Genomic DNA, 22,689 nt, shown 5'->3' with positions numbered 1-22,689 from the left:
CTAAACTAAAACCATGTGGAGGAGAAGCATGAGAACCACCATTACCGGGCTCGCCATCGCCGCGAGCATTTTCGGCACGCTGGCGACGGCCGGCTCGGCTGCCGCCGACACCGCCAACATCTGGGTTCGCGCTGACGGCTCGAACTTCATGCCGCGCATCGTCGATGCCTTCAACAAGGGGCATCAGAACCAGATCAAGCTCGACATCATCCCCAATGCCGAAATCATTCCGAAATACGGTGCCGCCGCCGCCGGCGGCACGGCGCCCGATGCGCTGTCGCTCGACCTGATCTACACGCCGTCCTTCGCCGCGGCCGGCCAGCTGGAAGACATCACCGACTGGGCGAAATCGCTGCCTTATTTCGCCAGCCTGTCGCCGGCGCATGTCAAGACCGGCACCTATAAGGGCCGCATCTACGGGCTGCCGTTCTCGGCCGATAGTTCGGTGCTGATCTGGAACAAGAAGCTGTTCAAGCAGGCCGGCCTCGACCCGGAAAAGGGCCCGACCAACTGGGCCGAGATCGAAGCCGACGCCGAAAAGGTCAACGCGCTCGGCGGCGACATCAAGGGCTTCTATTTCTCCGGCAATTGCGGCGGCTGCAACATCTTCACCTTCACGCCGCTGATCTGGGCCTCGGGCGGCGATATCCTGACCGAGGACGGCTCCAAGGCGACGCTGGATACGCCGCAGATGCGCGGCGCCATCGACCTCTACCGTTCGATGGTCAAGAAGGACCTGGTGCCATCAGGCGCGCAGACCGACACGGGCTCCAACTTCTTTGCCGCCTTCGCCACCGGCAATATCGGCATCTCGCCGTCCGGCGCCTTCGCCATCGGCGCGCTCAACACGCAATATCCCGATATCGACTACGGCATCACCTTCCTGCCCGGCAAGGACGGCGCCTGGTCGTCGTTTGCCGGCGGCGATAATTTCGTCGTCACCAAAGGCACCACCAAGGTCGCGGTGGTGAAGGAGTTCCTCGATTTCGCCTATTCGCTCGAGGGCCAGACGATCCTGGCGAAATACGGCAGCCTGCCGGTGCGCGGCGACATCGCCAATGAGGCGCTGAAAGACCTCGACCCGCGCTACAAGGTCGCCGCCGAAGCCATGGCCAAGGGCCGCACGCCCTATTCGGTGGTGTTCAACGACCTGATCAACTCGGCCAACGGTCCGTGGAACCAGATGATGAACGAGGTCTTCTTCGGCGAAGACGTCGACGGCGCCATCGCCAATGCGCAGGAGACCATGCAGTCGATCATCGATTCGGCGCCGCAGAAGTAAAGCGCCCACCTCCCCCTTGAGGGGAGGTCGGACCGCAGGTCCGGGTGGGGTCGTTGCGGCAGTGCTCGACGCTTTCTTTTCTGTTGGAGCACTTCGCAGGCGACCCCACCCCCGGCCTTCGGCCGGACCCTCCCCTCAAGGGGGAGGGGGACGTCCCACTAATGGAAGACCCGCATGACCACCGTCACAGCAATCTCCGCCCCGGCACGCCCCAGAAAACTCGTCGGCGCCGGGCGCCGGCAGTGGATCGGCCTGCTCTATGTCGCGCCGGCCGTTGCCCTTGTCGTCGTCTTCTTCATCGTGCCGCTTTGCATGACCGCCTGGATGTCGCTGCACAACTGGCCGCTGATGGGCGCGCGTAGCTTTGTCGGGCTCGACAATTACTGGGCGATCCTGCGCGATACCCGCTTCTGGAACGCGCTGAAGTTCACCGGTTATTACACGGTGGTGGTGACGATCGCGATTTTCGCCGTCGCCTTTCCGCTGGCGCTGTTCATCGAAAGGCCGCGGCAGCTGACCGGCCTTTACCGCACGTCCTTCTTCATGCCGGCGGTCATCGGTTTCGCCTCGGCCAGCCTTTTGTGGTCATGGCTGCTCAACGTCGATTCCGGCCTGTTCAGCCCAGCCGCCTTCGAGCTTGGCCTGACCGAGAAGAAATTCAACCTGCTGGCGACTTTCCAGCCGGCCTTCTGGTCGATCATCGCCATGGTGGTGTGGAAGGTGGCGGGCTTCACCATGATCATCCTGATGACCGGCCTGCAATCGATCCCGCCGGATCTGCAGGAAGCGGCGATGATCGACGGGGCAGGGCCATTCGCGCGGTTTCGTGCCATCACCTTACCCCTGATGCGCCGCACGCTGGCGCTGGCGCTGATCCTGTCGGTGGCCGGCTCGATCCTCGCCTTCGATCAGTTCTACATCATTCTGCGCGGTGGGCCGCGCAACCAGACGCTGACCGCCGTCTACTGGATCTTCAACCAGTCCTTCGTGTCGTTCAAGCTCGGTTATGGTGCCGCACTTTCAATGGTGCTGCTGGTCATCCTGGTCGCGCTCAGCCTCATCCAACTGCGGCTGCTGCGCCAGCCCGAGGGGGTCGACTGATGGCGCAGGCAAGGAGCCGCAAACGCCGCATCGGCCTGCAGATTGCCGAGCACTCGACCGGCATCATCGCATCCATTCTGTTCCTGGCACCGATCGCCTGGACGGTGCTTTCGGCCTTCAAACCGGCGCAGGAGGCGCGCCAGCCGCCGCTGCCGCCCTGGCCGACCAGCGGCATCTCGCTCGAGAACTACGCCACGCTCAACACCTTCGGCGACGGCCTCTGGCTGCCGGCGCAAAACAGCATCTATGTCTCTGTGATGACGGTGGTGCTGTCGGTGATCGTCAGCGTGCTTGCCGGCTACGGTTTCTCGCGCTTCCGCTTTCCGCTGAAGAACCTGCTCTTCGTCGTCATCCTGTCGACGATCATGATCCCGTTCCAGTCGATCCTGACGCCGATCTTCCTGGTTCTGACCAAAATCGGCCTGCACAACACACTGACCGGGCTGGTCTGCGTCTACGTCACGCTGCAGCTGCCGTTCTCGATCTTCATGATGCGCAACGCCTTCGACGCGGTGCCGCGCGAGATCGAGGAAGCCGCGCGCATGGATGGCGCCAACAATGTCACCATGCTGCTCAGAGTGATGCTGCCGCTGGTCTGGCCGGGCATCGTCACCATCGCGCTGTTCGCCTTCCTGGGCGCCTGGAACGAGTTTCTGGCGGCCCTCGTGCTGATGACCGACCAGTCCAAATTCACGCTGCCGATCATGATGACCGCACTGCAGTCCGGCCGCTTCGGCGCCATCGACTGGGGCGCCGTGCAGGCCGGCGTCACCGTGATGATGGTGCCGTGCCTGGTGCTCTTCCTGCTGCTGCAGCGCTTCTATATCCGCGGCCTGATGGCAGGGGCCGTGAAGTGACCAATCGAACCGAACCGGAGTAAATTGATGACCGCATCGCAATCCGCCAGTCAGGGCGCCAAGCCGAAACTCGCCTTCCGCCCGCTGCCGGTACCGCAGGTCGACGTGCGCGGCTTTTGGGGCGACCGCGTCGATGCCGTCGCCTCAAAGACCGCCGGCATCCTCTACGACCGCTGCGTCGAGGCGCGCATGCTCGAGCAGATCGATCCGGACCGGCCATCGCCCGGCGTCGTCATTCCGTTCCACTCACCCTCGCCGGACGAGGCCGCCACCGCCGGCAACGAATTCACCGGATCGACGGTGACCACGCAGATGTTCTGGGACTCGGATTGGGGCAAGACCATCGAGACCGCCGCCTATTCGCTCTACCGCCGCCGCAACGAGGAGCTCGAGAAGAAGATCGACGCCGTCATCGACATGTACGGCAAGCTGCAGCAGCCCGACGGCTATCTGTCGAGCTGGTACCAGCGCATCCAGCCGGGCCTGCGCTGGACCAATCTGCGCGATTGCCACGAGCTCTATTGCGCCGGCCATCTGATCGAAGGCGCGGTCGCCTATTATCAGGCCACCGGCAAACGCAAGCTGCTCGACATCATGTGTCGCTACGTCGACCATATCGCCGAGACGTTCGGTCCCGAGCCCGGCAAGAAGAAGGGCTATTGCGGCCACGAGGAGATCGAGCTGGCGCTGGTCAAGCTGGCGCGGGTGACGGGCGAGCGCAAATACATGGAGCTTGCCAAATACTTCATCGACCAGCGGGGACAGCAGCCGCATTATTTCGACGAGGAGGCGCGCGCCCGCGGCGCCGACCCCAAGGCCTATCATTTCAAGACTTACGAGTACAACCAGTCGCACAAGCCGGTGCGTGAACAGGACAAGGTCGTCGGCCATGCGGTGAGGGCGATGTACCTCTATTCGGGCATGGCCGATATCGCCACCGAATATGGCGACGACACGCTGCGGGTGGCGCTCGACCGGTTGTGGGACGATCTCATGACCAAGAACCTCTACGTCACCGGCGGCCTCGGGCCGTCCTCACACAATGAGGGTTTCACCGCCGATTACGACCTGCCCAACGACACCGCCTACGCCGAGACCTGCGCTTCGGTCGGCCTGGTGTTCTGGGCAAGCCGCATGCTCGGCATGGGTCCCAACGCGCGCTACGCCGACATCATGGAGCGGGCGCTCTACAATGGCTCGATCTCCGGCCTGTCGCTCGACGGCTCGCTGTTCTTCTACGAAAATCCGCTCGAAAGCCGCGGCGCCCACCACCGCTGGAAATGGCACCGCTGCCCGTGCTGCCCGCCCAATGTCGGGCGCATGGTGGCCTCGATCGGCAGCTATTACTATGGCCTGTCGGACACAGCACTGGCAGTCCATCTCTATGGAAACGGCACGGCTCGTTTCGATATCGCCGGGACGCAAATAGAGCTCACCCAGACCAGCAATTATCCATGGGACGGCGCGGTCTCGATCTCCGTCGAACCGGAAGCTCCGACCGAGTTCACCTTGCATCTGCGCCTGCCGGCCTGGTGCCGCAAGGCAACGCTCAAAGTGAACGGCACCGATATCGATCTGGCTACTGTCACCAGCGACGGCTACGCCGCGATCCGCCGCGAATGGCGCAAGGGCGACCGCGTCGAGCTCGATTTCGAAATGGCAGTCGATCGCCTCTACGCCAATCCGCAGGTGCGGCAGGATATCGGCCGCGTTGCGCTGGCGCGCGGCCCGCTGATCTATTGCGTCGAGGAGACCGACAATTCCAGCCAGCTGCACCGCATCTCCCTGCCGCGGACGGCCGACATCGAGACACACAAGCAGCCGAACCTTCTGGGCGGTGTCGTCACGCTTTCGGCGATTGCCACAAAGGAGGCTTTCGAAAACTGGGAAGAGGGGCTCTACCGCACCGAACCGCCGGCGATCGAGGAGGCAAAAGTCACCGCCGTGCCGTACTTTGCCTGGGACAACCGTGATCCCGGCGAGATGCTGGTCTGGCTCAGGGACGAATGAAGCCCGACGGCGGCGCCCGACCGATCTCCTCGGCCACAAGCTCCTGCAGCTGCCAGAGGTTGCGGTCGCGGATGCCGCAGGCGTCGAGATGGCGAATGGTCTCGAACAGATATTCGGCGCCCGAACCCCAATGGCCGACGGCCGTGGCCAGGGTCGCCGCTATCGCTCGTTTTTCGAGCTTGCCGGCATAGCGCGGATTGGCGGGATCGACAACGAAACCAAGCGCTTGGCCCATGCCGTTGCCCGTCCTGACCTGCAGCCAGCGCGGCACGTTGACGGCCGGCAGGATGGTCATCTCGCGGCGCAGCAGCGCCTCGAGATTGGCCGCCACGGGCTCGGCGATCTCGAACACCATGCCCTGACATTGGCCGCCGCGGTCGAGCGCCATCATCAGGCCGGGCTGCTCGACGGTGCCCCTGAAGCGTTGCACAGTAAAACAGAACGAACGGTGCCAGCCCGTCGCCACGGCCCGTTCGCCACCACTGACCTCGCCGGCCGGCTTCCACAGCAGCGAACCATAGGCGAACAGCTTCACCGGCCCGGCCGGCGCGCCGGCCAGCACCTCGTCGCGAATGCGCGCGTAATCGGCATCGGTCATGTAGACCATGCCCGGCGTCGGCCCGGCGTCCTCGACCGCCCGCAAGGTGCGGGCGACCAGTGCCTCGGTCAGCGCCATCGGTTTCTTGCGTGGCGCCGACTGAGGCGGCGACGCAGCGGAAATAACCTTGCTCATCCTCATGCTCTCAGCTTTGCCGCCATGTTGCCGAAGGCTGGAGGATTCTCAAGGGCCGAGTACGCCGACGCGGTATCAGAATCGGAACTGGCGTGTACAACAGCGTGACTGAATCCCACAAAATACGTGGCGGACTTTTGCGCGTCGAATTCCAGCCACGGCACCGCATCGCTCTGCCGCGAACGGCTGAGATCGAGGCGCACAAGCAGCCGAACCATCTGGACCGCCGGCGGGCGAGGAAACGAATGTCACGGCCGTGCCGTATTTCGCCTGGCACAACCGCGACCCGGCGAGATGCTGGTCCGGCACAGAAGCGCCGGATAGCGGTATCGCCAATTTGAGCCGCGTGCACGCCTTGAATTCGCCGGGGCGCGCGTCATCTAGCTTTGAGTGGCGCCTGCCATTTGAACGGGTGGAGGCAGATTTTGGCGCTCGAAGCTGTCGCGCGTCCGAACGCCGGTCGCCGCTTTGTTGCGGTAGCCGTCGTCACGGTGCCGTTGGCGTTCGTCGTCAGTGGGCTGGCCATTCGCTATGCCGCATTTGCTTCGGTTTCGGCAGAACCCGGCTTCGCGGCCTATGCCCAGGCGCTCTGCCGCTGGGATTGCGCGTGGTATGTCGGCATTTCCGAACACGGCTATGAGCGCTTTCCCATTCCAGGCCAGAGCAATGTCGGACGCTGGGGCTTCTTCCCGCTCTATCCGATGCTGGTGGCGGCCATCCGGTCTGTTTTCCCGTTCCCGACCATCCTGGTCGCATCGATCACATCGATTGCGTGCAGCTATGCCGCCTGCCTGGTGGCGTGGCCACTGCTCGAGAAGAACATGCGCGCTTATGTGCTGTATTGCGCCTTCCTGCTCAGCGGCCCGTTCTCCTATCACTTCACGACTTTCCTGACCGAACCTCTTTTCGTGCTCCTGACTTCGTGCGTTTTTCTGGCGCTCAAACGCTCCAGCTATCTGGCTGCTGGACTGTCATCGGCTCTCCTGTCGGCAACCAGGCTCGTCGGAGTGCTTGTTGTATTCGCGACCGTCATTCAGATGTTCAGGGATTATCGCGCAAAGGGCGGGCCGACGCTGTCGTTCCCGCGTTGGCTGCTTGGCCGACCGGATCTGCTCGTCGCGATCTTCATCTCGCCTGCCGGTCTATTCGCCTACGTCCTGTTCCTCCATCTGACCGTCGGCGACGGCTTTGCCTTCCTGCATGTCCAGCGCGCGTTTGGACGGGTGGCGGGCAATCCGCTCGCTTTTGTATGGGATGGGCTCTCGGCCCTTCCGACAACTGGACGGCTGCCTACGGCGCCGCAATGGAGCGCGCTCGCCGCACTCATAGGACTGGCGCTATCGGCGGTTCTGGCGGTTCGCAGGCAGTATGGCGCCGCGTTGTTCTGCGCCTGCTGCATCATCCTGCCGCTGATCACGAACTTGGCGTCGATGGTCAGATACGTCGTCGGGCTTGCGCCTCTGACAATGTTGCTAGCCATGCTGCTGTCCGTGTCGAAGCTGACTTATCTCGCGGCTCTGGGCCTCTTCCTAAGCGCCTGTTATTTCATGACCGTGGCATGGATCGGAGGCTATCTTGCCCTGGTCTAGCTTTCCGGAGCCATATCGGCGCTCCGCCTCGTTCGGCGGCTACGCGCTGGCGGCGGTTCTGGCGGGAACAGAAATCGTCATTCTTGCGCTTGCTCTTAATCCGAATGTCAACGCCGATTATCGCGCCTATTACATTGACCGGACGACGACCTGCCTCAATCGCGATGCGGTCGGCAGCTATACCCTAGGCGAGACGGTGTCGTTCCGGTCCGACGGCGCCAAAAAGGCAGCCGGCATGAGGGTCTGCGGCTGGTCGGGGCCTGTTGCCGACGGCACCCATTCCTTGGGCGAGACCTCGCGGCTTCGCCTGAAGATACCGCCGCTCCGCGACAGCGTGACGGCCACGCTGCAAATGGCCGCCGTCATTCGCCCGCCGCAGGTCACGCAGCGGGTTATGATTTCGGTGAATGGCGTTCGGGTGCATGCGGTGACGCTGTCCGGCAAAGAGCCGCGAACGGTCTCGTTCGTCGTTCCAACGGCGGCCCTCGCCGAGACCAGAATACTCGATGTCGCCTTCGACTATCTCGACGGCATTCCGCCAAGTCCGGCCGCCAGCAACATCTACAAGCGCGCCATCAAATTGTTGTCGTTCCGGCTCGATCCTATTGAGCCGGGTTAGGGCAGGCGATCGCGTTGCTTGCCGGGTCTTCGCTGCGCAAAAACCCAGCGATCGAGCACGAGAAAATTGACCGCCGGAACAAGCAAGCATGTAACCAGAATGGCAATGATCGGCGGCAGACCGAGTTTCGCCGTCAAAAGCAACGGCGCCGCGTAGGCAACGGCGAAGCCTGTCGCCGTCAGCAAGAAAAACCGCGGAGCTTCCGATCGATGCGATCCGTTCGATGCGAAGGTCACGAACTTATGGGCGAGATAAGAAAACACGGCGGCTGTAGTGTAAGCCGCGAGCGAGGCACCGACCGGCGAGAGACCGAACCGTTGCCATCTTACCAAAGCGGTGGCCAGCACTGCATAAAGGATCGTTGCGGCAATGCCGACCGACCCGAAGCGCGCCAGCAGCCTCAGCCCGGCGTCGCTGGTCGAACGGCCCTCAGACATGCGCACTGCACGCATACTGCGCTCCAAGCGGCAAAGGCGCGAATACCCGCTCGACCCTTCTGGCCAAGGGCTTTGCCGATGGCAGCAGCAGGAAATGCTCGGAGCGGATGTCCCTAAAGCCGGTCTTGTGAAACAGGGACGCTGCGTTGGCGGCGTTGAGAAGGACCGCGTCGTGGTCGAATGGACACCGAAACACCGCAAGACGCGTCAGTGGATTATAGGGATTGTGCTCGATTATGCAGGCGACGCCGCCCGGCCGTACGACGCGCCGCATTTCCAGGAAGAAATCGAGCCAGGAGGAGGACGGAACGTGATGGACGACGCAACTGGCGAAAGCCAGATCGAACGTGCCGTCCTCGTAAGGCAGCCCCTGCGTGCTGCAGGTCCTGTAGGCCACACGCGGATTGTGTTGGCTGGCGTGCAAAATCGATTCTTGCGAGACGTCGCAACCATCGAGGCTGTCGAAAGCGCCGTCGAGGTAGGGGTGGAGCGAACCGACGCCGCAGCCGACATCCAGCGCTCTTACAGCCGACCCACCCTGCCGAAGCTTTCGCTCGACCACCAGACGCCGCAGCAGATCCGTCTTGGCGACAAGGAAGAAGTCGTGGCTTAGTCCGGAAAACCGGATGGACCCTTCGACTGCCTCGCCATAGTTGGATTTATAGCTGTCGAAGAGTTCGGCCATTGGCGGGGACTCCACTCCTGGGTGTGTGAAACGATCGCCGGCGCTCACCGGAGCCGGCACGCATCGCCTCGTCGAAGCCGGTGAGCCGATCGATCACATAAAGCGGGCGGCGTTTCACCTCGGCATGGATGCTGCCGACGTAGAGTCCGACCACGCCGGTCATGAAAAGATTGATCCCGCACAGGAGCGACACGATCACCACCGTGGATGTCCACCCGGCAATGATACCGGTTTCAAAAAACCAGGCAAAGATGGCGTAAGCGCCAAAGGCCCCCGCAAGCGCGGAAATGGCCAATCCGCCCCAGAGCGCCAAGCGCAACGGCTTCTCGGAGAAGCTGACGATGCCGTGAACTGCGAGGTGCATCATTTTCCAGAATGGGTATTTGGTCTGGCCCAGGGTCCGCGCGTGGCGCTCAAATGGCACAGCCGTCTGCTTGAAGCCCATCCAGCCGAACATGCCCCTGACGAAGCGGTCATGTTCAGGCATACGCTTGAAGGTTTCCAGCGCCTTGCGGCCGACCAGGCGGAAGTCACCGACGTCGCGCGGAATATCGACCGAGGTCATTTGCTCCAGCAGTCGATAGAATAGACTTGCCGTAAAGACCTTGAACCAGGATTCGCCCTCGCGCTTGACGCGGCGAGCATAGACGATCTCAAAGCCTTCCTTCCACTTAGCCACCAGATCGAGAACGACTTCCGGCGGGTCTTGCAGGTCGGCATCCATGACGATGACGGCATCGCCCGCAGCGGCGTCCATACCGGCGGTAATCGCCACCTGGTGGCCGAAGTTGCGGGAAAATTCGATCAGCCGAAAGCGCGGCTCGGCGGCGACCACTTTTTGAAGGTATTCGACGCTTCCATCGACGCTTCCGTCATCGACGAATATGGCCTCCGTTTCGCCGTCCAGCCGGCCGATAAGCGAACTGATCCGCTCGATAAGCCGAGGCAGCACCTGTTCTTCATTGTATATGGGCAAGACCAGCGAGTAGCGCGGCGGTGACCTGTTCACCGTCATTCCAGCCCCTTGGACCACAGACTCTCGCATGCGGTTGAAAATGGAACGCAAGCTACAAAGTTCCAAAGGCAGTTAAGAAACTGCTAATTTAGCTAGTTCTGAAGGTAATACCGGTCCTCGAGGAGGACTGAAGGGTGTCGTGGTGACGTCGGACGTCCGCATCGAAGCGTGGAATTATCGGTAGGCTGCCGGCGCGATCGGCCTGAAGGGAAGCAGCCGCTGAGGCATAACCCTTTGACCGCATTGCCTGCTCCCGGACTTGCCCGTTGAAGCAGCGCTACGGGTGACCTGAGCGTGCGGGCCGACCGCTTTTGCTGCATTTCAGACATGGCTCATGGAACATGGTCGCCGAGCCCGGCCGAGTATCGCGCTTGCAAGGCCGGCGAGCGTCCTGACCGGCAACCTATCGTACCGGGCTGGGCCTAAGCTGGCCGCAGCCGGTACGACACAACGCTTTGCCGGCCTGACGAGGACCGCCGTCAGGCAGCAGGCCGGATGTTTTGGTTCACCCGGAAGAGGTTGTTCGGGTCGTATTTCTTCTTCAGCGTAGCCAGGCGCTCGTAGTTGTCGCCATAAGCCGCCTTGATTCTTCCCTCGCCCTCGTCATCCATCATGAAGTTCAGGTAGGCGCCACCCAGATCGAACGGATGCACGGCTTCCCAGTAGGCCTTGGTCCAGCGCGTCACCGGCCCCGCTTTCTGTGGGTCCGGATCGATCCCGGCGATGACCATCGACCAGGTCGCATCACGGTAATTCCAGGGTGTCTCGTCTTTGCCGACGCGATGGACCGCGCCGTCGATCGGATAGAGGTGCATGAGCGATAGCTCGCTCGGTGTTTTCGCCGCCTGCTTGAGATGAGCGTCGATCGCCTCGTCGGACAGGGTCTTGACAAAATCGCCCCGCCAATACCACTGCATCCCCTTCGGGTAGAGCCCATCGAACATGCTCTGCACCGCGGGATAGGGCATCGTTCCCATCCAGTTGAACCAGGGCGCGGGCAGCGCATCGAGTAGCGGGGCCAGCGCCTCTCTGCCCTTTTCCTCCGGGCCATTATAGCAGCACATCAGCAGACACATCCGCTTTCCCCAAAACTCTTCCGGGAACGGTGCGCTCGAGAGGATGGTCTTGAGCCCGAGAAAGATCCCGAGTTCTTCGGGCGCGTTCGGCAGGAACTCGCGATAATGCTGCATGATGGTGCGGGCGTGGCGCTGATCCCAAGCGATCGGCCCCGCAAAGACCATGCTGACCTGGTGGAGCTGGAACACGAAGCTGGTGACGATGCCGAAATTGCCGCCGCCGCCGCGAAGCGCCCAGAACAGGTTGGGGTTTCGCTCCTTGCTGGCGGTGACGAAGCTTCCGTCGGCAAGCACGACATCGGCCTCGACCAGATTGTCGATGGTCAGGCCATATTTGCGCGTCAGATAGCCATGGCCGCCGCTCAGCGTCAGTCCGGCGACCCCGGTGGTCGAGATGATGCCCGCCGGTACGGCCAGGCCAAAGGCATGCGTGGCGTGGTCGAGGTCGCCCTGAGTGCAGCCCGGGCCTACCCGCGCAGTACGGGCATCCGGGTCGACGCGCACGCCGTTCATCGCCGACAGGTCGATCACCAGACCGTCGTCGCAGCTCCCCAATCCTGGTCCGTTATGGCCGCCGCCACGTATCGCAACCAGCAAATTGTTGTCGCGGCCGAAATTCACCGCTGTGATCACGTCGGCGACGTCGACACAGCGGGCGATGATCAGCGGCCGCTTGTCGATCATGCCGTTGTAGAGCTTGCGGGCCTCGTCATAGCTGGCGTCGCCGGCGCGGATGACTTCGCCCCGCAGGCTTGCTGCGAATTTGGTGATGTCTTCATCGTTCATGACATTCCTCCCTGTTATTGGACCTGTCGGCCGGCCGACGAAACGCTAGTCCCGTCCGCTGCTCCCGCAAATGTCACATCGTCCATTTCTGTTGCCCGATCGTTCAGAGTAGGATTAGACCGGATGGGTAGTTGCTCGGGCGGCTGTATTGCCGGATAGTTCGAGATGCCTGGCCGAAAACCTCGTTGTCAAAGGGAGTAGCCGATCGTTTCCGGAGGTGTAGTGCATGGATGTCCTTTCCGATGTGCTCCGAGCCGTTCGCCTCACCGGTGCGATCTATTTCGACGTCGACGCTAGCTCTCCCTGGGTCGGCGAGTCGCCGGGCACGGCCGACATTGCCGCCGCCATCATGCCGGAGGCAGAGCACATCATTTCTTTTCATGCCGTGATGTCGGGCTCGTGCTGGGCCGCGCTGGGAGACGATTCGGTGCCCCCGGTGCTCGTGAACGCCGGTGATGTCGTTGTCTTCCCCGGTGGTGTGCCGAATGTGTTGAGCTCCTTGCCCGGGGCACGGGGCGAACCCAATATGGCGATGTATTATCGGCCGATAGACGAGAGCCTGCCGTTCGCGGTGATCCATGGTGGCGGCGGAGACGAGCGGACCCGGTTCATTTGCGGGTATCTTGGCTGCGATGCACGTCCCTTCAATCCTCTCCTCGCCGCGTTACCGGCCATCCTGTGTGCCCGCAAGCCCGCCGATGGAAGCAGCTGGGTTATCGACCTTTTTCGGCTGGCGCTGGCCGAAGGTGGCAGTGGGCGGGCGGGCTGTGAAACGATCCTCGCCAAGCTGAGCGAGCTGATGTTTGTCGAGATCATCCGCCGCCATCTCGAGACCCTCCCCCACGATTCGCGCGGCTGGCTGTCAGGCCTACGGGATCCACATGTCGGCGAGGCGCTCCGGCTCATCCACGCTCGCCCCAGAGAGGAATGGACATTGGACCGGCTCGCCCGCGAAGTAGGGCTCTCGCGCACAGCATTTGCGAGCCGCTTTACCCACTATGTCGAGGTCTCGCCCATGCACTATCTTGCTCGCTGGCGTCTGCAACTGGCGGGACGTTTGCTCGAACGGCCCGAAATGAGCATCGCGCAAGCGGGTGCCGAGATCGGCTACGAGTCGGAAGCCGCCTTCAATCGCGCCTTCAAAAAGTTCGTCGGCATTCCACCTGGCACCTGGCGAAAGGGACGGTCGGCGTTGCTCGAGGCTCAGAGATTGCCCGCTGGCGTCGTGCAATAGGAAAGAATTAGCAGGGCGTTGACGCTTCGGTCTGCGTGCAGCGTCCCAATGCTCGAAAGCCCCTGGCACAAAGCGGTAGACGATGACCGGCCGCCTCGACGCTTTCGGCGAGGCGTTTCAGGCTTCGCGCCTCAATCCTTCGCGCGCTCGACATAGGCGGCATCGGCCGTCATCACCACCACGCGGGTGCCGGCGCTGATGTGTGGCGGCACCAGGGTGCGCACGCCGTTGGACAGCGTTGCCGGCTTGTAGGATGACGACGCCGTCTGGCCCTTGGTCACCGGCTCGGTCTCGACCACTTCGAACGTGGCGCGCTGCGGCAGCACCAGCGAGATGGCGATGTTGTTGTATTGCGAGATCTGTACCGGCATGCCTTCCACCAGATAAGGCGCCATGTCGCCGACCACACTTTCCGGCACCGCGACCTGATCGTAGGTCTCCGGGTTCATGAAGTGAAAGCCTTCGCCGTCGCGGTAAAGGAACGTGTGCTCGCGCTCCTCGACATAGGCGCGCTCGACCTGCTCGGTGGTGCGGTAACGCTCGGAAACCTTTACCCCGTCGGAGATACGCCGCATGTCGAGCTGGGTGACCGGCGTACCCTTGCCAGGATGAATGTTTTCGGCAAAGAGGATCACATAGAGCTTGCCGTCCTTTTCGACGACGTTGCCTTTGCGTAAGGAGCTGGCGATGACCTTCACGGGTTTCCATCCTGATAAAATTTGTTGGCGCAAATCGGCTGGAGAGGCCGTTGCGTGCGGCCTAGCGCATCTTGGCCGCAATCGCCAGCCCTCTGTGCAATTCCCCTGAAGCCGATGACCGCCGCCTCGCCCTGGTGGACGCCGCATGTCCATGCCGACCGCCGGCCGCGGCTGATCCTGCGCAATGCCATTGCCGCCGGCATGCGCGATTGGTTCGCCCGCCGCGACTTCGTCGAGGTGGAGACATCGGCCCTGCAGGTCTCGCCCGGCAATGAAGCGCACCTGTCGGCCTTTGCCACCGAGGCGATCGGGCCCGACGGCGCCCGCCAGCCGCTCTACCTCCACACGTCACCGGAATTCGCCTGCAAGAAGCTGCTTGCCGCCGGCGAGGAGCGCACCTTCAGCCTCGGGGCTGTCTGGCGCAACCGCGAGCGCGGCCCCTTGCACCATCCGGAGTTCACCATGCTCGAATGGTACCGCGTCGGCGAGACCTATGAGAGCCTGATGCGCGATTGCGCCGAGCTCGTCGCGCTGGCGGCCGAACGGGCCGGAGCGAAGCGTTTTAGCTTCCGCGGCCGCGAGGCCGACCCGTTTGCCGAGCCGGAACGGTTGAGCGTCGCCGAAGCCTTCATGCGCCATGCCGGCATCGATCTGCTGGCGACGGTTGCAGCCGACGGCAGCACCGACCGCGCGGGCTTGCATGCCGCCCTGGTCCAGGCCGGATTGCGGACCGCGCCCGACGACAATTGGGCCGACCTGTTCAGCCGGGTGATGGTCGAAAAAATCGAACCGGCGCTGGGGCAGGGGCGCGCCACCATTCTTTTCGGATATCCGATCTCGGAGGCGGCATTGGCCCGGCCGAGCGCCGACGATCCGCGCACCGCCGAGCGCTTCGAGCTTTATTGCTGCGGCGTCGAGCTGGCCAACGCCTTTGGCGAGTTGACGGACCCGGCCGAGCAGCGCCGGCGCTTTGCCGCCGAAATGGACGAAAAGCAGCGTGTCTATGGCGAACGCTACCCGATCGACGAGGATTTCCTCGCCGCGCTCGCCATCATGCCGAAAGCGAGCGGCGCGGCACTCGGCTTCGACCGGCTGGTGATGCTCGCCACCGGCGCGCTCCGGATCGACGAGGTCATCTGGACACCGGTGGTCGGTTCCTGACGATAGGTTTTGCTGACCGACGCGTCAGATTTGGAACCAATTACATGGTCAGGCCAGGCCGCCGCTGGCTGCGTCGGGCAGAAGACTAGCGACGACGAGCAGGATGATCAGCAGACCCATCATCAGTGTGCCGGCGGCGGTGATTGCTGGGAGAGCTTTTCGCGCGGGCCGTTGCATTGGCCAGGAACTCCATCACGACGACCTCATGGGCGGAGCGCTGCAACCGTTCCGTGTGTTGCCGCCATCATGGCGGGCCGGCATAGTGCTGGCGGAGTGCTCGGCGCAGCGGAGCTACCGGCCGTCGTACTCAGAATGGGCTTCGGCACAATGCCAGACAAGAACGCGCTGGACACAAAGCATGGCGGCGAATGGAGGATGTCCTGGCGCTTGGTCATGCTTGCGGCCGCAGCGATTAACGTTGTGATGCTCTTGGCCGCGCTGTTCGCAGCGCAAAGTCTTAGTCTGGACGCTACGATCTTCTATCGAGATCCATCTGCAGCCGCCGATGTCGGCTTCTATACGGGGTGGATTTCGTCCCTAGGTGCTTCGCTATGGATCGGCACCGGTGCGGTGACCCTGTTTGCTGGTCTGCTCACGCGCCGATGGGATTGCACGTTTCTCGGCGGCCTTACCCTGGTCATGGGCCTCGATGACCTGTTGTTGATCCATGAGGACGTGCTGCCCGTTTTTGCGATACCAGAGATTGTTGCGATGATTGCCTACGCCGTCGCAGGGTTGTTCTGGTTCTTTCGGCTGCGACGGAAGACATTCGACGGCACGATCGTGTTTGTGGCCGCGGGCTCCCTACTCGCGATGTCAGCAGCGATCGACCAGCTGGGAGAGCTGTTTCCTACCCCGGGTTCGGCGGTCGACATCGCCGAAGACGCCGTCAAAGAGCTTGGCATTTTCCTTTGGGCGGCAGGTGCCGTTGGGTACGCGGCGATGGTGACACGATTGGGCCGCCCGTGGGTGGATCCACCCGATCCCAACTCGACAGGCTGACTGTCGCACACGCCGTATCTTCGACTAGCGCCGACGCTGCCAGCGGTGCGGCCGTCGCGACCGCCGTACGACATTTCTAGTCGATGATTTCGGTCAACGAACTGATGTTCACCGCCGACCAGATCGCCTCGACGACCTACAAATATCTGGAGGTCTATACGGCCGCCTTCGTCATTTACTTCATCGTGAGCTACCCGGCTTCGATGCTGATCCTGAAGATTGAAGACCGCATGAAACGCGCTCCCGCCGGCTGAGATCGCCGCCCAAATCGCAGTGACGGCGACCTTGATCCTGGAACTGCACGGCTGCCCAGAAAGAGATGGAAATGAACAGGACTTTGCACCCCGACGGCATTGCCTTTGTCGATGGCGGCTACGTTCCGATCGCGCAAGCCTCGATCCCGTTGATGGACTGGGGGTTCACCGGCGGTGACGCGTGCCAGGATACGGTTTCGGTGCGCAATGGCGCATTCTTCAGGTTGCAGGATCATCTCGACCGCTTCGAACACTCCTGTGCCCGGCTGCGCTACGCCATGCCCGTCGAGCGCAAGGCAATCGAGACGGTGCTGAAGTCCTGCGTCGAGATGACGGGGCTGGCCAACGCGACGGTGCAGATGATCATGACGCGCGGGCTTGGCCCGCCAGGATCGCGGGATCCGCGCCTGTGCAAGAACAGGTTCATGGCGTTCTGCGTGCCGTTCGTGGTCGTGGCCAACGAAGAGCAGCGCAAGCGCGGGCTCTCCGTCTGGATTTCCAGCCGCTGGCGACTGCCGCCGGACTCCGTTCCCTCGCAAATCAAGAACTACAACTGGATCGACTTCGTGCTCAGCCTCTTCGACGCTTACGATGCGGGATGCGAAACCTCGCTGATGAAGAACCATCTCGGCACCATAAGCGAAGGTCCGGGGTTCAACGTCTTTGCGCTGACGGGCAGTGTTCTCTCGACCCCGGGATACAATGTGCTCGAGGGGATAACGCGCCGTTGCGTCATCGAAATCTGCCGGGAGATCGGGCAGGCGGTCGAGGTGAAATCGATCTCCGAGAGCGATCTGGCCGGCGCCGATGAAGTGTTCGCCTGCAGCACGGCAGGCGGCATCATGCCGATCACCAGCGTCAACGGCAAACCGATCGGCGATGGAAGACCGGGGGCGTTGACGACGCGGCTGGGCGAAATCTACTGGGCCAAACGGGACCAGGGCTGGCATGCAACGCCTGTCGACGTCCTCTGAGGTATCACCCCGAGGCGGATATTTGACCAGTTCGACACTGTTGGTCCACAACAGAGCGATGGATCATTCCGAATTGTGGAGATGCCGGCGATGCCGACAGCGGTTCCTTTTTCCCTTGTTGGCATCGATCATGTTGTCTTCCTCGTCGATGACATGAAGGTCGCGCTCGGCTTCTATCACAGCGTCCTGGGTTGCCAGCCCGGGTACTCCTACCCGGAACTGGGGATGGAGCAGATCTGGTGCGGATCGTCGCTGATCGTCCTGTGGGACATCACCCATCCCGGAGGCCGCAAGGCCGCTCCGCCAATCGCCGGCGGACGCAATGTCGACCACATCTGCATCGCCACAGGGCCGTTCGATCACCAGGCGATGCGGGCGCATCTGAAGAGCCACGAGATTGAAATTCACCAGGAGGCCTTTCATGGCGGCGCCCGAGGAATGGGCCATTCCTTCTATATCCACGATCCTTTTGGCAACAAGATCGAGATCAAGGGACCAGCAGAATATCCGGACGGAAGAGCGACAGTTGCCGGGGCTTGACCGGCCCTGCGTGGCAGTCGGGCCTGCCGGCCCGCCCGTCGCAAATCCCGCGTCGGCACCGTTGCCCGGCCTTGAAACCAGGTCCGGCTCCTCCATTTAACCCGCAATAGCGCGCAACTTTCCGAACGAGGAAGCGCCAAGTTACTGGCCTGGACAATTTAGAGTGACCGCCCGCCGTCGTCTTGGCGGGCAATCGAGCGTCTTCCTCGTCGTTGTCAGACGAAGGGAGAGACAAAATGGCAAAGGTCGTTTGCGTCCTCTATGACGATCCGGTCGACGGTTACCCGACACACTATGCGCGGGACGGCCTGCCGAAGCTCGATCGCTACCCCGGCGGCCAGACACTTCCAACGCCAAAGGCCATCGATTTCGAACCGGGGGTCCTGCTCGGCAGCGTGTCGGGCGAACTCGGCTTGAGGCCGTTTCTCGAAAGCGCCGGGCACAGCCTGGTCGTGACCTCGGACAAGGACGGTCCCGACAGCGTTTTCGAACGCGAACTCGTCGACGCCGAAATCGTCATCTCGCAGCCGTTCTGGCCGGCCTATCTGACCAAGGAACGCATAGCCAGGGCAAGCAGGCTGAAGCTTGCGATCACCGCCGGCATCGGATCCGACCATGTCGATCTGCAGGCCGCGATGGACCGCGCCATCACCGTCGCCGAGGTGACCTACTGCAACTCGATCAGCGTCTCCGAGCATGTGGTGATGATGATCCTGGGACTGGTGCGAAACTACATCCCCTCCTACCAGTGGGTCGTGAAAGGCGGCTGGAACATCGCCGACTGTGTCGCGCGCTCCTACGATATCGAGGGGATGCAGATCGGAACCGTCGGCGCCGGCCGAATCGGCAGCGCGGTGCTGCGCCGGCTGAAGCCGTTCGACGTCGGATTGCACTACACCGACCGCCACCGTCTGTCCGAGGCGGTCGAGAAGGAGCTCGGCGCCACATTCCACCAGGACCCAGCCTCCATGGTCGGCGTCTGCGACGTGGTGACGATCAATGCGCCCCTGCATCCGGAGACGGAGAACCTGTTCGACGAGGCGATGATCGCCAGGATGAAACGCGGCGCCTATCTGGTGAACACGGCGCGCGGCAAGATCTGCAATCGTGACGCCATTGCGCGGGCGCTGGAGAGCGGCCAGCTCGCAGGCTATGCCGGTGATGTCTGGTTCCCGCAGCCGGCGCCCAGGGACCATCCGTGGCGATCGATGCCGCACCATGGCATGACGCCGCATATTTCGGGATCGTCGCTCTCCGCCCAGGCGCGCTATGCCGCGGGCACCCGCGAAATCCTGGAATGCTGGTTCGAAGGCCGGCCGATCCGGGAAGAGTATCTGATCGTTGATGGCGGCAAGCTCGCCGGCGCCGGCGCGCATTCCTATAGTGCCGGCGACGCCACAAGCGGTTCGGAAGAGGCGGCGCGCTTCAAGGCCAAGACGTGATCGAACAAGGCGTGATCCAGGCGCTACAAATTCGTGCCCGGTCGCTGCTTGCCACGGCGGGCCAGAAGATTAGCGACGACGAGCAGGATGATTGACAGCCCCATCATCAGCGTGGCGGCGGCGGTGATTGCCGGGGAGAGCTTTTCGCGCAGGCCGATGAACATTTCGAGCGGCATGGTGCGTTGGTTGGCACTGGCCAGGAACTGCACCACGACGACCTCGTCGAACGAGGTGACGAAGGCGAAAGCAGCCCCTGACAGCACGCCGGGCAGGATCAGCGGCAGCATCACCCTGAAGAATGATGTGATGGGCTTTGCTCCGGAGATGGCGGCAGCGCGCATCAGATTGCGGTCGAAGCCGGTGAGGCTCGCTCCCACCGTGACAACGACGAAGGGGCTGGCGAGCGCGGTGTGCGCCAGGATGATGCCGGCATAGGTGCTGGCCAGGCCGACACGTGCGTAGAACAGGTACGAGCCGACGGCGGTGATCACCACCGGCACGATCAGCGGCGATAGCAGCAGCGGCATGACGATGCGGCGGCCGGGAAACTTTTCGTCGGAAAGCGCAATCGCTGTCAACGTGCCGAGTATTGTCGCGATCAGCGTCGTCCCGAACGCAACGATCAGGCTGTTGCCGATCGCCGATTGCCAGCGTTGGGTGCCGAGCACGACCGCGTACCAGCGCGTCGAAATCCCCTCCAGCGGAAAGATGAAGAAGGCGCCGCTGTTGAACGACAAGGGGACGGGAACGAGGATCGGCACGAGGAGGAACAGGATCACCATGCCGCACCACAGCCAGAGCAGGGTGATGCGGATTCTTTCGCCTGTCGTCGGATAGGGAGACAGCAGCATGGCTACACCAGCTTGAGACGGTCGAGGCCGAGGATGCGGGCGAAGATGCCGAACAGCGCCAGGGTGAAGACGAGCAGGATGAAGCTCAGCGCTGCCGCCATCTCCCAGTTCAGCTCGACATTGACGTAGTTGGCGATGAAATTACTGATCAACTGGTCGCTTGCCCCGCCGATGAGCGCCGGCGTGATGTAGTAGCCGAGGCAGAGAATGAAGGTGAGCAGGCAACCGGCCATGACGCCCGGAAAAACCTGTGGAAGATAGACGCGGCGGAACGCGGTGAAGGGTTTTGCGCCGAGCGAATAGGCGGCCTTCATCTGCGAGGCCGGGATCGTGCGCATGACGCTATAGATCGGCAGCAACGTGAACGGCAGTTGGATGTGGGTCATGGCGATGATCAGGCCTATGCGGCTGTACATCAGGTCGAGCCGGTCGTCGGCAATCCCGAGCCACAACAGCAGATCATTGACCAGGCCGAATTTCTGCAGGAGCACTGTCCACGCCGCTGTTCGCACCAGGATTGACGTCCAGAATGGCAGTAGCACCGCGACGATGAGGATGGCGGCGAGGCCCTTGGGCACGGAGGCGATGAGGTAGGCGAGGGGGAAGCCCAGTATCAGCGTGGCCAGCGTCACCGCCGCGGCGACGAAGAATGTGCGCATGAACACCTGCAGGAATATCGCCTGTTGCGGCGGCACTCTTTCAATGCCTCCGTCGGCGTTCGAGCGCAGATCAAGCGCGCTCAGCAAGTAGAACGACGTCACGCTGTGGGTGCCGCTCTCGATGACCGGCCATGTGCCGGGCGCCGACCAGAACGGCACGGCTTTCATCACCTCCAGCGGCGGCCTGTCGGCAGCCTCCAGTTGGCGTACCGTCTTGAGCACCTGGCTGCGCGCACCGGGCAGGCGGGCGTTGAGGCTCTTGGCAAGTTCGTAGGCGGTGCCCTTGGCCTGGTTGCTCCGGAGGTCGGCGGCAAGGGCCAGGAAGGCGGCATCGCCTGGCAATCCCGCGCCGTTCCAGCCGCGCAGCGCCTGGCTGGTCTGCGGCAGGGCGTCGGCAATCGTCGGATCGTAGACGGCGCGCGACAGAAGCAGGACGATCGGGATGCCGAAGCTCAGCGCCAGTAGCACAAGCAAAGGCGCCGCCAGCGCCAGCGACCGTAATCGATCGCCGAACTCAGCGCGCCGAAGCTTTGCCGTGACGGATTTCGCCGCCTTGGCATCGGCGGCCGACCGGTCGCGCGCGATGCGCGGCCGGTCCAGCTTCGTGGGCTCAAGCGCCGTCATTTTTCCTACTGCGCGAGCCAGGCGTTGAAGCGCTTGACCAGATCCTCGCCGTAGTCGCCCCAGAATTCGGTGTCCGCGACCAGATAAGCGCTCATATGGTCGGGCGCGTTCGGCAATTTGGGCAGCGCGTCCGGCGCGACAAAGGCAGCTGCATCGGTGCGCACCGGCCCGTAGGTGATGTAGCTGGCGAGCTTGGCGTTGTTTTCCGGCTGGCTGATATAGGCAAGATATTTGTAGGCCAGCTCTGGGTTCTTGGCGCCCTTCGGAATGGCGATCATGTCGTATTCGAGGATCTGGTTGTTCCAGACGATCTTGAATGGCGCGCCGTCCTTGTCGATCGCATTCTGGATACGGCCGTTCCAGGCGGTGGTCATCACCACTTCCTTGGATGCGAGGAGCTGCGGCGGCTGTGCGCCGGCATCCCACCAGACAATATCGTTCTTGATGGTGTCGAGCTTCTTGAAGGCGCGGTCGACGCCTTCCGGCGTGGCCAGCACCTTGTAGACATCGGCCGGCGCGACGCCATCGGCCATCAGCGCCCATTCCAAATTCTGCGCCGGGAACTTGCGCATCGCGCGCTTGCCCGGAAACTTGGTCGTGTCGAAGATGTCGAGCACCGAGGTCGGCGCCTCTTTCAGCACGTTGGGGTCATAGGCGAGCACGTCGCCATAGGCGTCGAGGCCGACGCCGCAGTCGAGCGCGGAGCCTTCGAGGAATTTTTCGCGCGGCGCGATCTTGGAATAGTCGAGGCGCTCGAGAATGCCGGCGTCGCAACCCTGCAGCACGGTCGCGGTCTCGACCGTCACTAGGTCGATCGGCACGTTGCCGGTGTCGACCATGGCTTTGACCTTGCCGAGATCGCCAAGATATTCCTGCTCGACGATCTTGGCACCGGTCTCCTTGCTGAACGGCTCGAACCATGCCTTGCGCTGGGCATCCTGCCAAGCGCCGCCGCTGGCCATGATCGAAAGCTCGTCGGCGAAGGCGACATGTCCTGAGGTGATGAATGCTGTGGCTGCCGCAAAGGCGAACAGCCGTGCTTTGGTGATTTTCATTGTTG

24 protein-coding genes are annotated in these 22,689 nt (G+C 62.6%); 13 read left to right on the top strand and 11 right to left on the bottom strand.

Features of this window, described 5'->3' with window-relative positions:
• The first annotated feature begins 28 nt into the window (after positions 1 to 28).
• The 4 genes from NKI95_RS06550 (at position 29) to NKI95_RS06535 (ending at position 5,250) form a co-directional block, all read left to right on the top strand.
• A complete protein-coding gene (locus NKI95_RS06550) occupies positions 29 to 1,282 on the top strand; it encodes an ABC transporter substrate-binding protein (RefSeq protein ID WP_352715056.1) in 1,254 nt (417 codons plus the stop codon).
• A gap of 174 nt (positions 1,283 to 1,456) precedes the next feature.
• Positions 1,457 to 2,383, top strand: coding sequence for a carbohydrate ABC transporter permease (locus NKI95_RS06545; protein ID WP_352715054.1), 927 nt, complete (start codon positions 1,457 to 1,459; stop codon positions 2,381 to 2,383).
• Positions 2,383 to 3,240, top strand: coding sequence for a carbohydrate ABC transporter permease (locus NKI95_RS06540; RefSeq protein WP_352715052.1), 858 nt, complete (start codon positions 2,383 to 2,385; stop codon positions 3,238 to 3,240). Before NKI95_RS06545 ends, NKI95_RS06540 begins: the two co-directional genes overlap by 1 nt.
• Before the next feature lie 27 nt (positions 3,241 to 3,267).
• Positions 3,268 to 5,250, top strand: coding sequence for a glycoside hydrolase family 127 protein (locus NKI95_RS06535; protein ID WP_352715050.1), 1,983 nt, complete (start codon positions 3,268 to 3,270; stop codon positions 5,248 to 5,250).
• Here NKI95_RS06535 and NKI95_RS06530 read toward each other — a convergent pair.
• Together NKI95_RS06530 and NKI95_RS06525 are read right to left on the bottom strand one after the other, a co-directional pair.
• A complete protein-coding gene (locus NKI95_RS06530) occupies positions 5,237 to 5,983 on the bottom strand; it encodes a gamma-glutamylcyclotransferase (RefSeq protein WP_352715049.1) in 747 nt (248 codons plus the stop codon). The genes NKI95_RS06535 and NKI95_RS06530 overlap by 14 nt on opposite strands.
• Before the next feature lie 2 nt (positions 5,984 to 5,985).
• Positions 5,986 to 6,201, bottom strand: a complete 216-nt coding sequence (locus NKI95_RS06525; protein ID WP_352715046.1) for a hypothetical protein — start codon at positions 6,199 to 6,201, stop codon at positions 5,986 to 5,988.
• Between the two features lie 207 nt (positions 6,202 to 6,408).
• Between NKI95_RS06525 and NKI95_RS06520 the strand changes: the two genes are divergently transcribed.
• Both NKI95_RS06520 and NKI95_RS06515 read left to right on the top strand, forming a co-directional pair.
• Positions 6,409 to 7,572: a putative hexosyltransferase gene (locus NKI95_RS06520; protein WP_352715044.1), complete on the top strand. Its 1,164-nt coding sequence runs from the start codon at positions 6,409 to 6,411 to the stop codon at positions 7,570 to 7,572.
• Positions 7,559 to 8,191, top strand: a complete 633-nt coding sequence (locus NKI95_RS06515) for a hypothetical protein (RefSeq protein WP_352715042.1) — start codon at positions 7,559 to 7,561, stop codon at positions 8,189 to 8,191. The genes NKI95_RS06520 and NKI95_RS06515 overlap by 14 nt, the downstream gene beginning before the upstream one ends.
• Here NKI95_RS06515 and NKI95_RS06510 read toward each other — a convergent pair.
• From NKI95_RS06510 to NKI95_RS06495, 4 genes are all read right to left on the bottom strand, one after another.
• Entirely contained in the window at positions 8,188 to 8,643 is a 456-nt protein-coding gene (locus tag NKI95_RS06510; protein WP_352715040.1) for a GtrA family protein, read from the bottom strand. The two genes, NKI95_RS06515 and NKI95_RS06510, sit on opposite strands and share 4 nt — an antisense overlap.
• The gene (locus NKI95_RS06505; RefSeq protein WP_352715039.1) at positions 8,621 to 9,313 is read right to left on the bottom strand and encodes a class I SAM-dependent methyltransferase; all 693 of its coding nucleotides are present in this window, start codon (positions 9,311 to 9,313) and stop codon (positions 8,621 to 8,623) included. The genes NKI95_RS06510 and NKI95_RS06505 overlap by 23 nt, the downstream gene beginning before the upstream one ends.
• Positions 9,288 to 10,328 carry a glycosyltransferase family 2 protein gene (locus NKI95_RS06500; RefSeq protein ID WP_352715036.1) on the bottom strand — a complete coding sequence of 347 codons (1,041 nt, stop codon included), beginning with the start codon at positions 10,326 to 10,328 and terminating at the stop codon, positions 9,288 to 9,290. Before NKI95_RS06500 ends, NKI95_RS06505 begins: the two co-directional genes overlap by 26 nt.
• A 479-nt stretch (positions 10,329 to 10,807) precedes the next feature.
• Entirely contained in the window at positions 10,808 to 12,190 is a 1,383-nt protein-coding gene (locus NKI95_RS06495; protein WP_352715034.1) for an FAD-binding oxidoreductase, read from the bottom strand.
• A gap of 226 nt (positions 12,191 to 12,416) precedes the next feature.
• Here NKI95_RS06495 and NKI95_RS06490 point away from each other — a divergent pair, with 226 nt between their 5' ends.
• Positions 12,417 to 13,424 (top strand): AraC family transcriptional regulator, encoded by a 1,008-nt coding sequence (locus tag NKI95_RS06490; RefSeq protein WP_352715032.1) that lies wholly within the window; start codon positions 12,417 to 12,419, stop codon positions 13,422 to 13,424.
• 131 nt (positions 13,425 to 13,555) lie between these two features.
• Here NKI95_RS06490 and efp read toward each other — a convergent pair whose 3' ends face one another.
• A complete protein-coding gene (efp, locus tag NKI95_RS06485; RefSeq protein ID WP_292661679.1) occupies positions 13,556 to 14,122 on the bottom strand; it encodes an elongation factor P in 567 nt (188 codons plus the stop codon).
• A 114-nt stretch (positions 14,123 to 14,236) separates the two neighbouring features.
• On the opposite strand from efp, the gene epmA reads away from it, so the two are divergent.
• Positions 14,237 to 15,283 (top strand): EF-P lysine aminoacylase EpmA, encoded by a 1,047-nt coding sequence (gene epmA, locus NKI95_RS06480; protein WP_352715029.1) that lies wholly within the window; start codon positions 14,237 to 14,239, stop codon positions 15,281 to 15,283.
• A 48-nt stretch (positions 15,284 to 15,331) separates the two neighbouring features.
• On the opposite strand, the gene NKI95_RS06475 is transcribed toward epmA, so the two are convergent.
• Positions 15,332 to 15,460, bottom strand: coding sequence for a hypothetical protein (locus NKI95_RS06475; RefSeq protein ID WP_352715027.1), 129 nt, complete (start codon positions 15,458 to 15,460; stop codon positions 15,332 to 15,334).
• Positions 15,461 to 15,610: 150 nt separating this feature from the next.
• Between NKI95_RS06475 and NKI95_RS06470 the strand changes: the two genes are divergently transcribed.
• The 5 genes from NKI95_RS06470 (at position 15,611) to NKI95_RS06450 (ending at position 19,495) form a co-directional block, all read left to right on the top strand.
• Complete coding sequence (locus NKI95_RS06470; protein WP_352715024.1) at positions 15,611 to 16,285, top strand: DUF8692 domain-containing protein; 675 nt, start codon at positions 15,611 to 15,613, stop codon at positions 16,283 to 16,285.
• A gap of 83 nt (positions 16,286 to 16,368) precedes the next feature.
• Positions 16,369 to 16,539 (top strand): ABC transporter permease family protein, encoded by a 171-nt coding sequence (locus NKI95_RS06465; RefSeq protein ID WP_352715022.1) that lies wholly within the window; start codon positions 16,369 to 16,371, stop codon positions 16,537 to 16,539.
• Between the two features lie 71 nt (positions 16,540 to 16,610).
• Positions 16,611 to 17,513: an aminotransferase class IV gene (locus NKI95_RS06460; RefSeq protein WP_352715020.1), complete on the top strand. Its 903-nt coding sequence runs from the start codon at positions 16,611 to 16,613 to the stop codon at positions 17,511 to 17,513.
• 90 nt (positions 17,514 to 17,603) lie between these two features.
• Complete coding sequence (locus NKI95_RS06455) at positions 17,604 to 18,053, top strand: VOC family protein (RefSeq protein ID WP_352715018.1); 450 nt, start codon at positions 17,604 to 17,606, stop codon at positions 18,051 to 18,053.
• A 236-nt stretch (positions 18,054 to 18,289) separates the two neighbouring features.
• Positions 18,290 to 19,495: an NAD-dependent formate dehydrogenase gene (locus NKI95_RS06450; protein ID WP_352715015.1), complete on the top strand. Its 1,206-nt coding sequence runs from the start codon at positions 18,290 to 18,292 to the stop codon at positions 19,493 to 19,495.
• Positions 19,496 to 19,518: 23 nt separating this feature from the next.
• Here NKI95_RS06450 and NKI95_RS06445 read toward each other — a convergent pair whose 3' ends face one another.
• From NKI95_RS06445 to NKI95_RS06435, 3 genes are read right to left on the bottom strand one after another with little or no spacing between them, the layout of a single operon-like run.
• A complete protein-coding gene (locus NKI95_RS06445; RefSeq protein WP_352715013.1) occupies positions 19,519 to 20,346 on the bottom strand; it encodes an ABC transporter permease in 828 nt (275 codons plus the stop codon).
• A 2-nt stretch (positions 20,347 to 20,348) separates the two neighbouring features.
• Positions 20,349 to 21,629 (bottom strand): ABC transporter permease, encoded by a 1,281-nt coding sequence (locus NKI95_RS06440; RefSeq protein ID WP_352715011.1) that lies wholly within the window; start codon positions 21,627 to 21,629, stop codon positions 20,349 to 20,351.
• Between the two features lie 5 nt (positions 21,630 to 21,634).
• Positions 21,635 to 22,684: an ABC transporter substrate-binding protein gene (locus tag NKI95_RS06435; RefSeq protein ID WP_352715008.1), complete on the bottom strand. Its 1,050-nt coding sequence runs from the start codon at positions 22,682 to 22,684 to the stop codon at positions 21,635 to 21,637.
• Positions 22,685 to 22,689: the final 5 nt, after the last annotated feature.

The organism is Mesorhizobium sp. M0306, assembly GCF_040321655.1.
Classification (GTDB): domain Bacteria; phylum Pseudomonadota; class Alphaproteobacteria; order Rhizobiales; family Rhizobiaceae; genus Mesorhizobium.
Note: the sequence above shows the minus strand (reverse complement) of the source record. Positions and strands in the feature narration are given on the sequence as shown.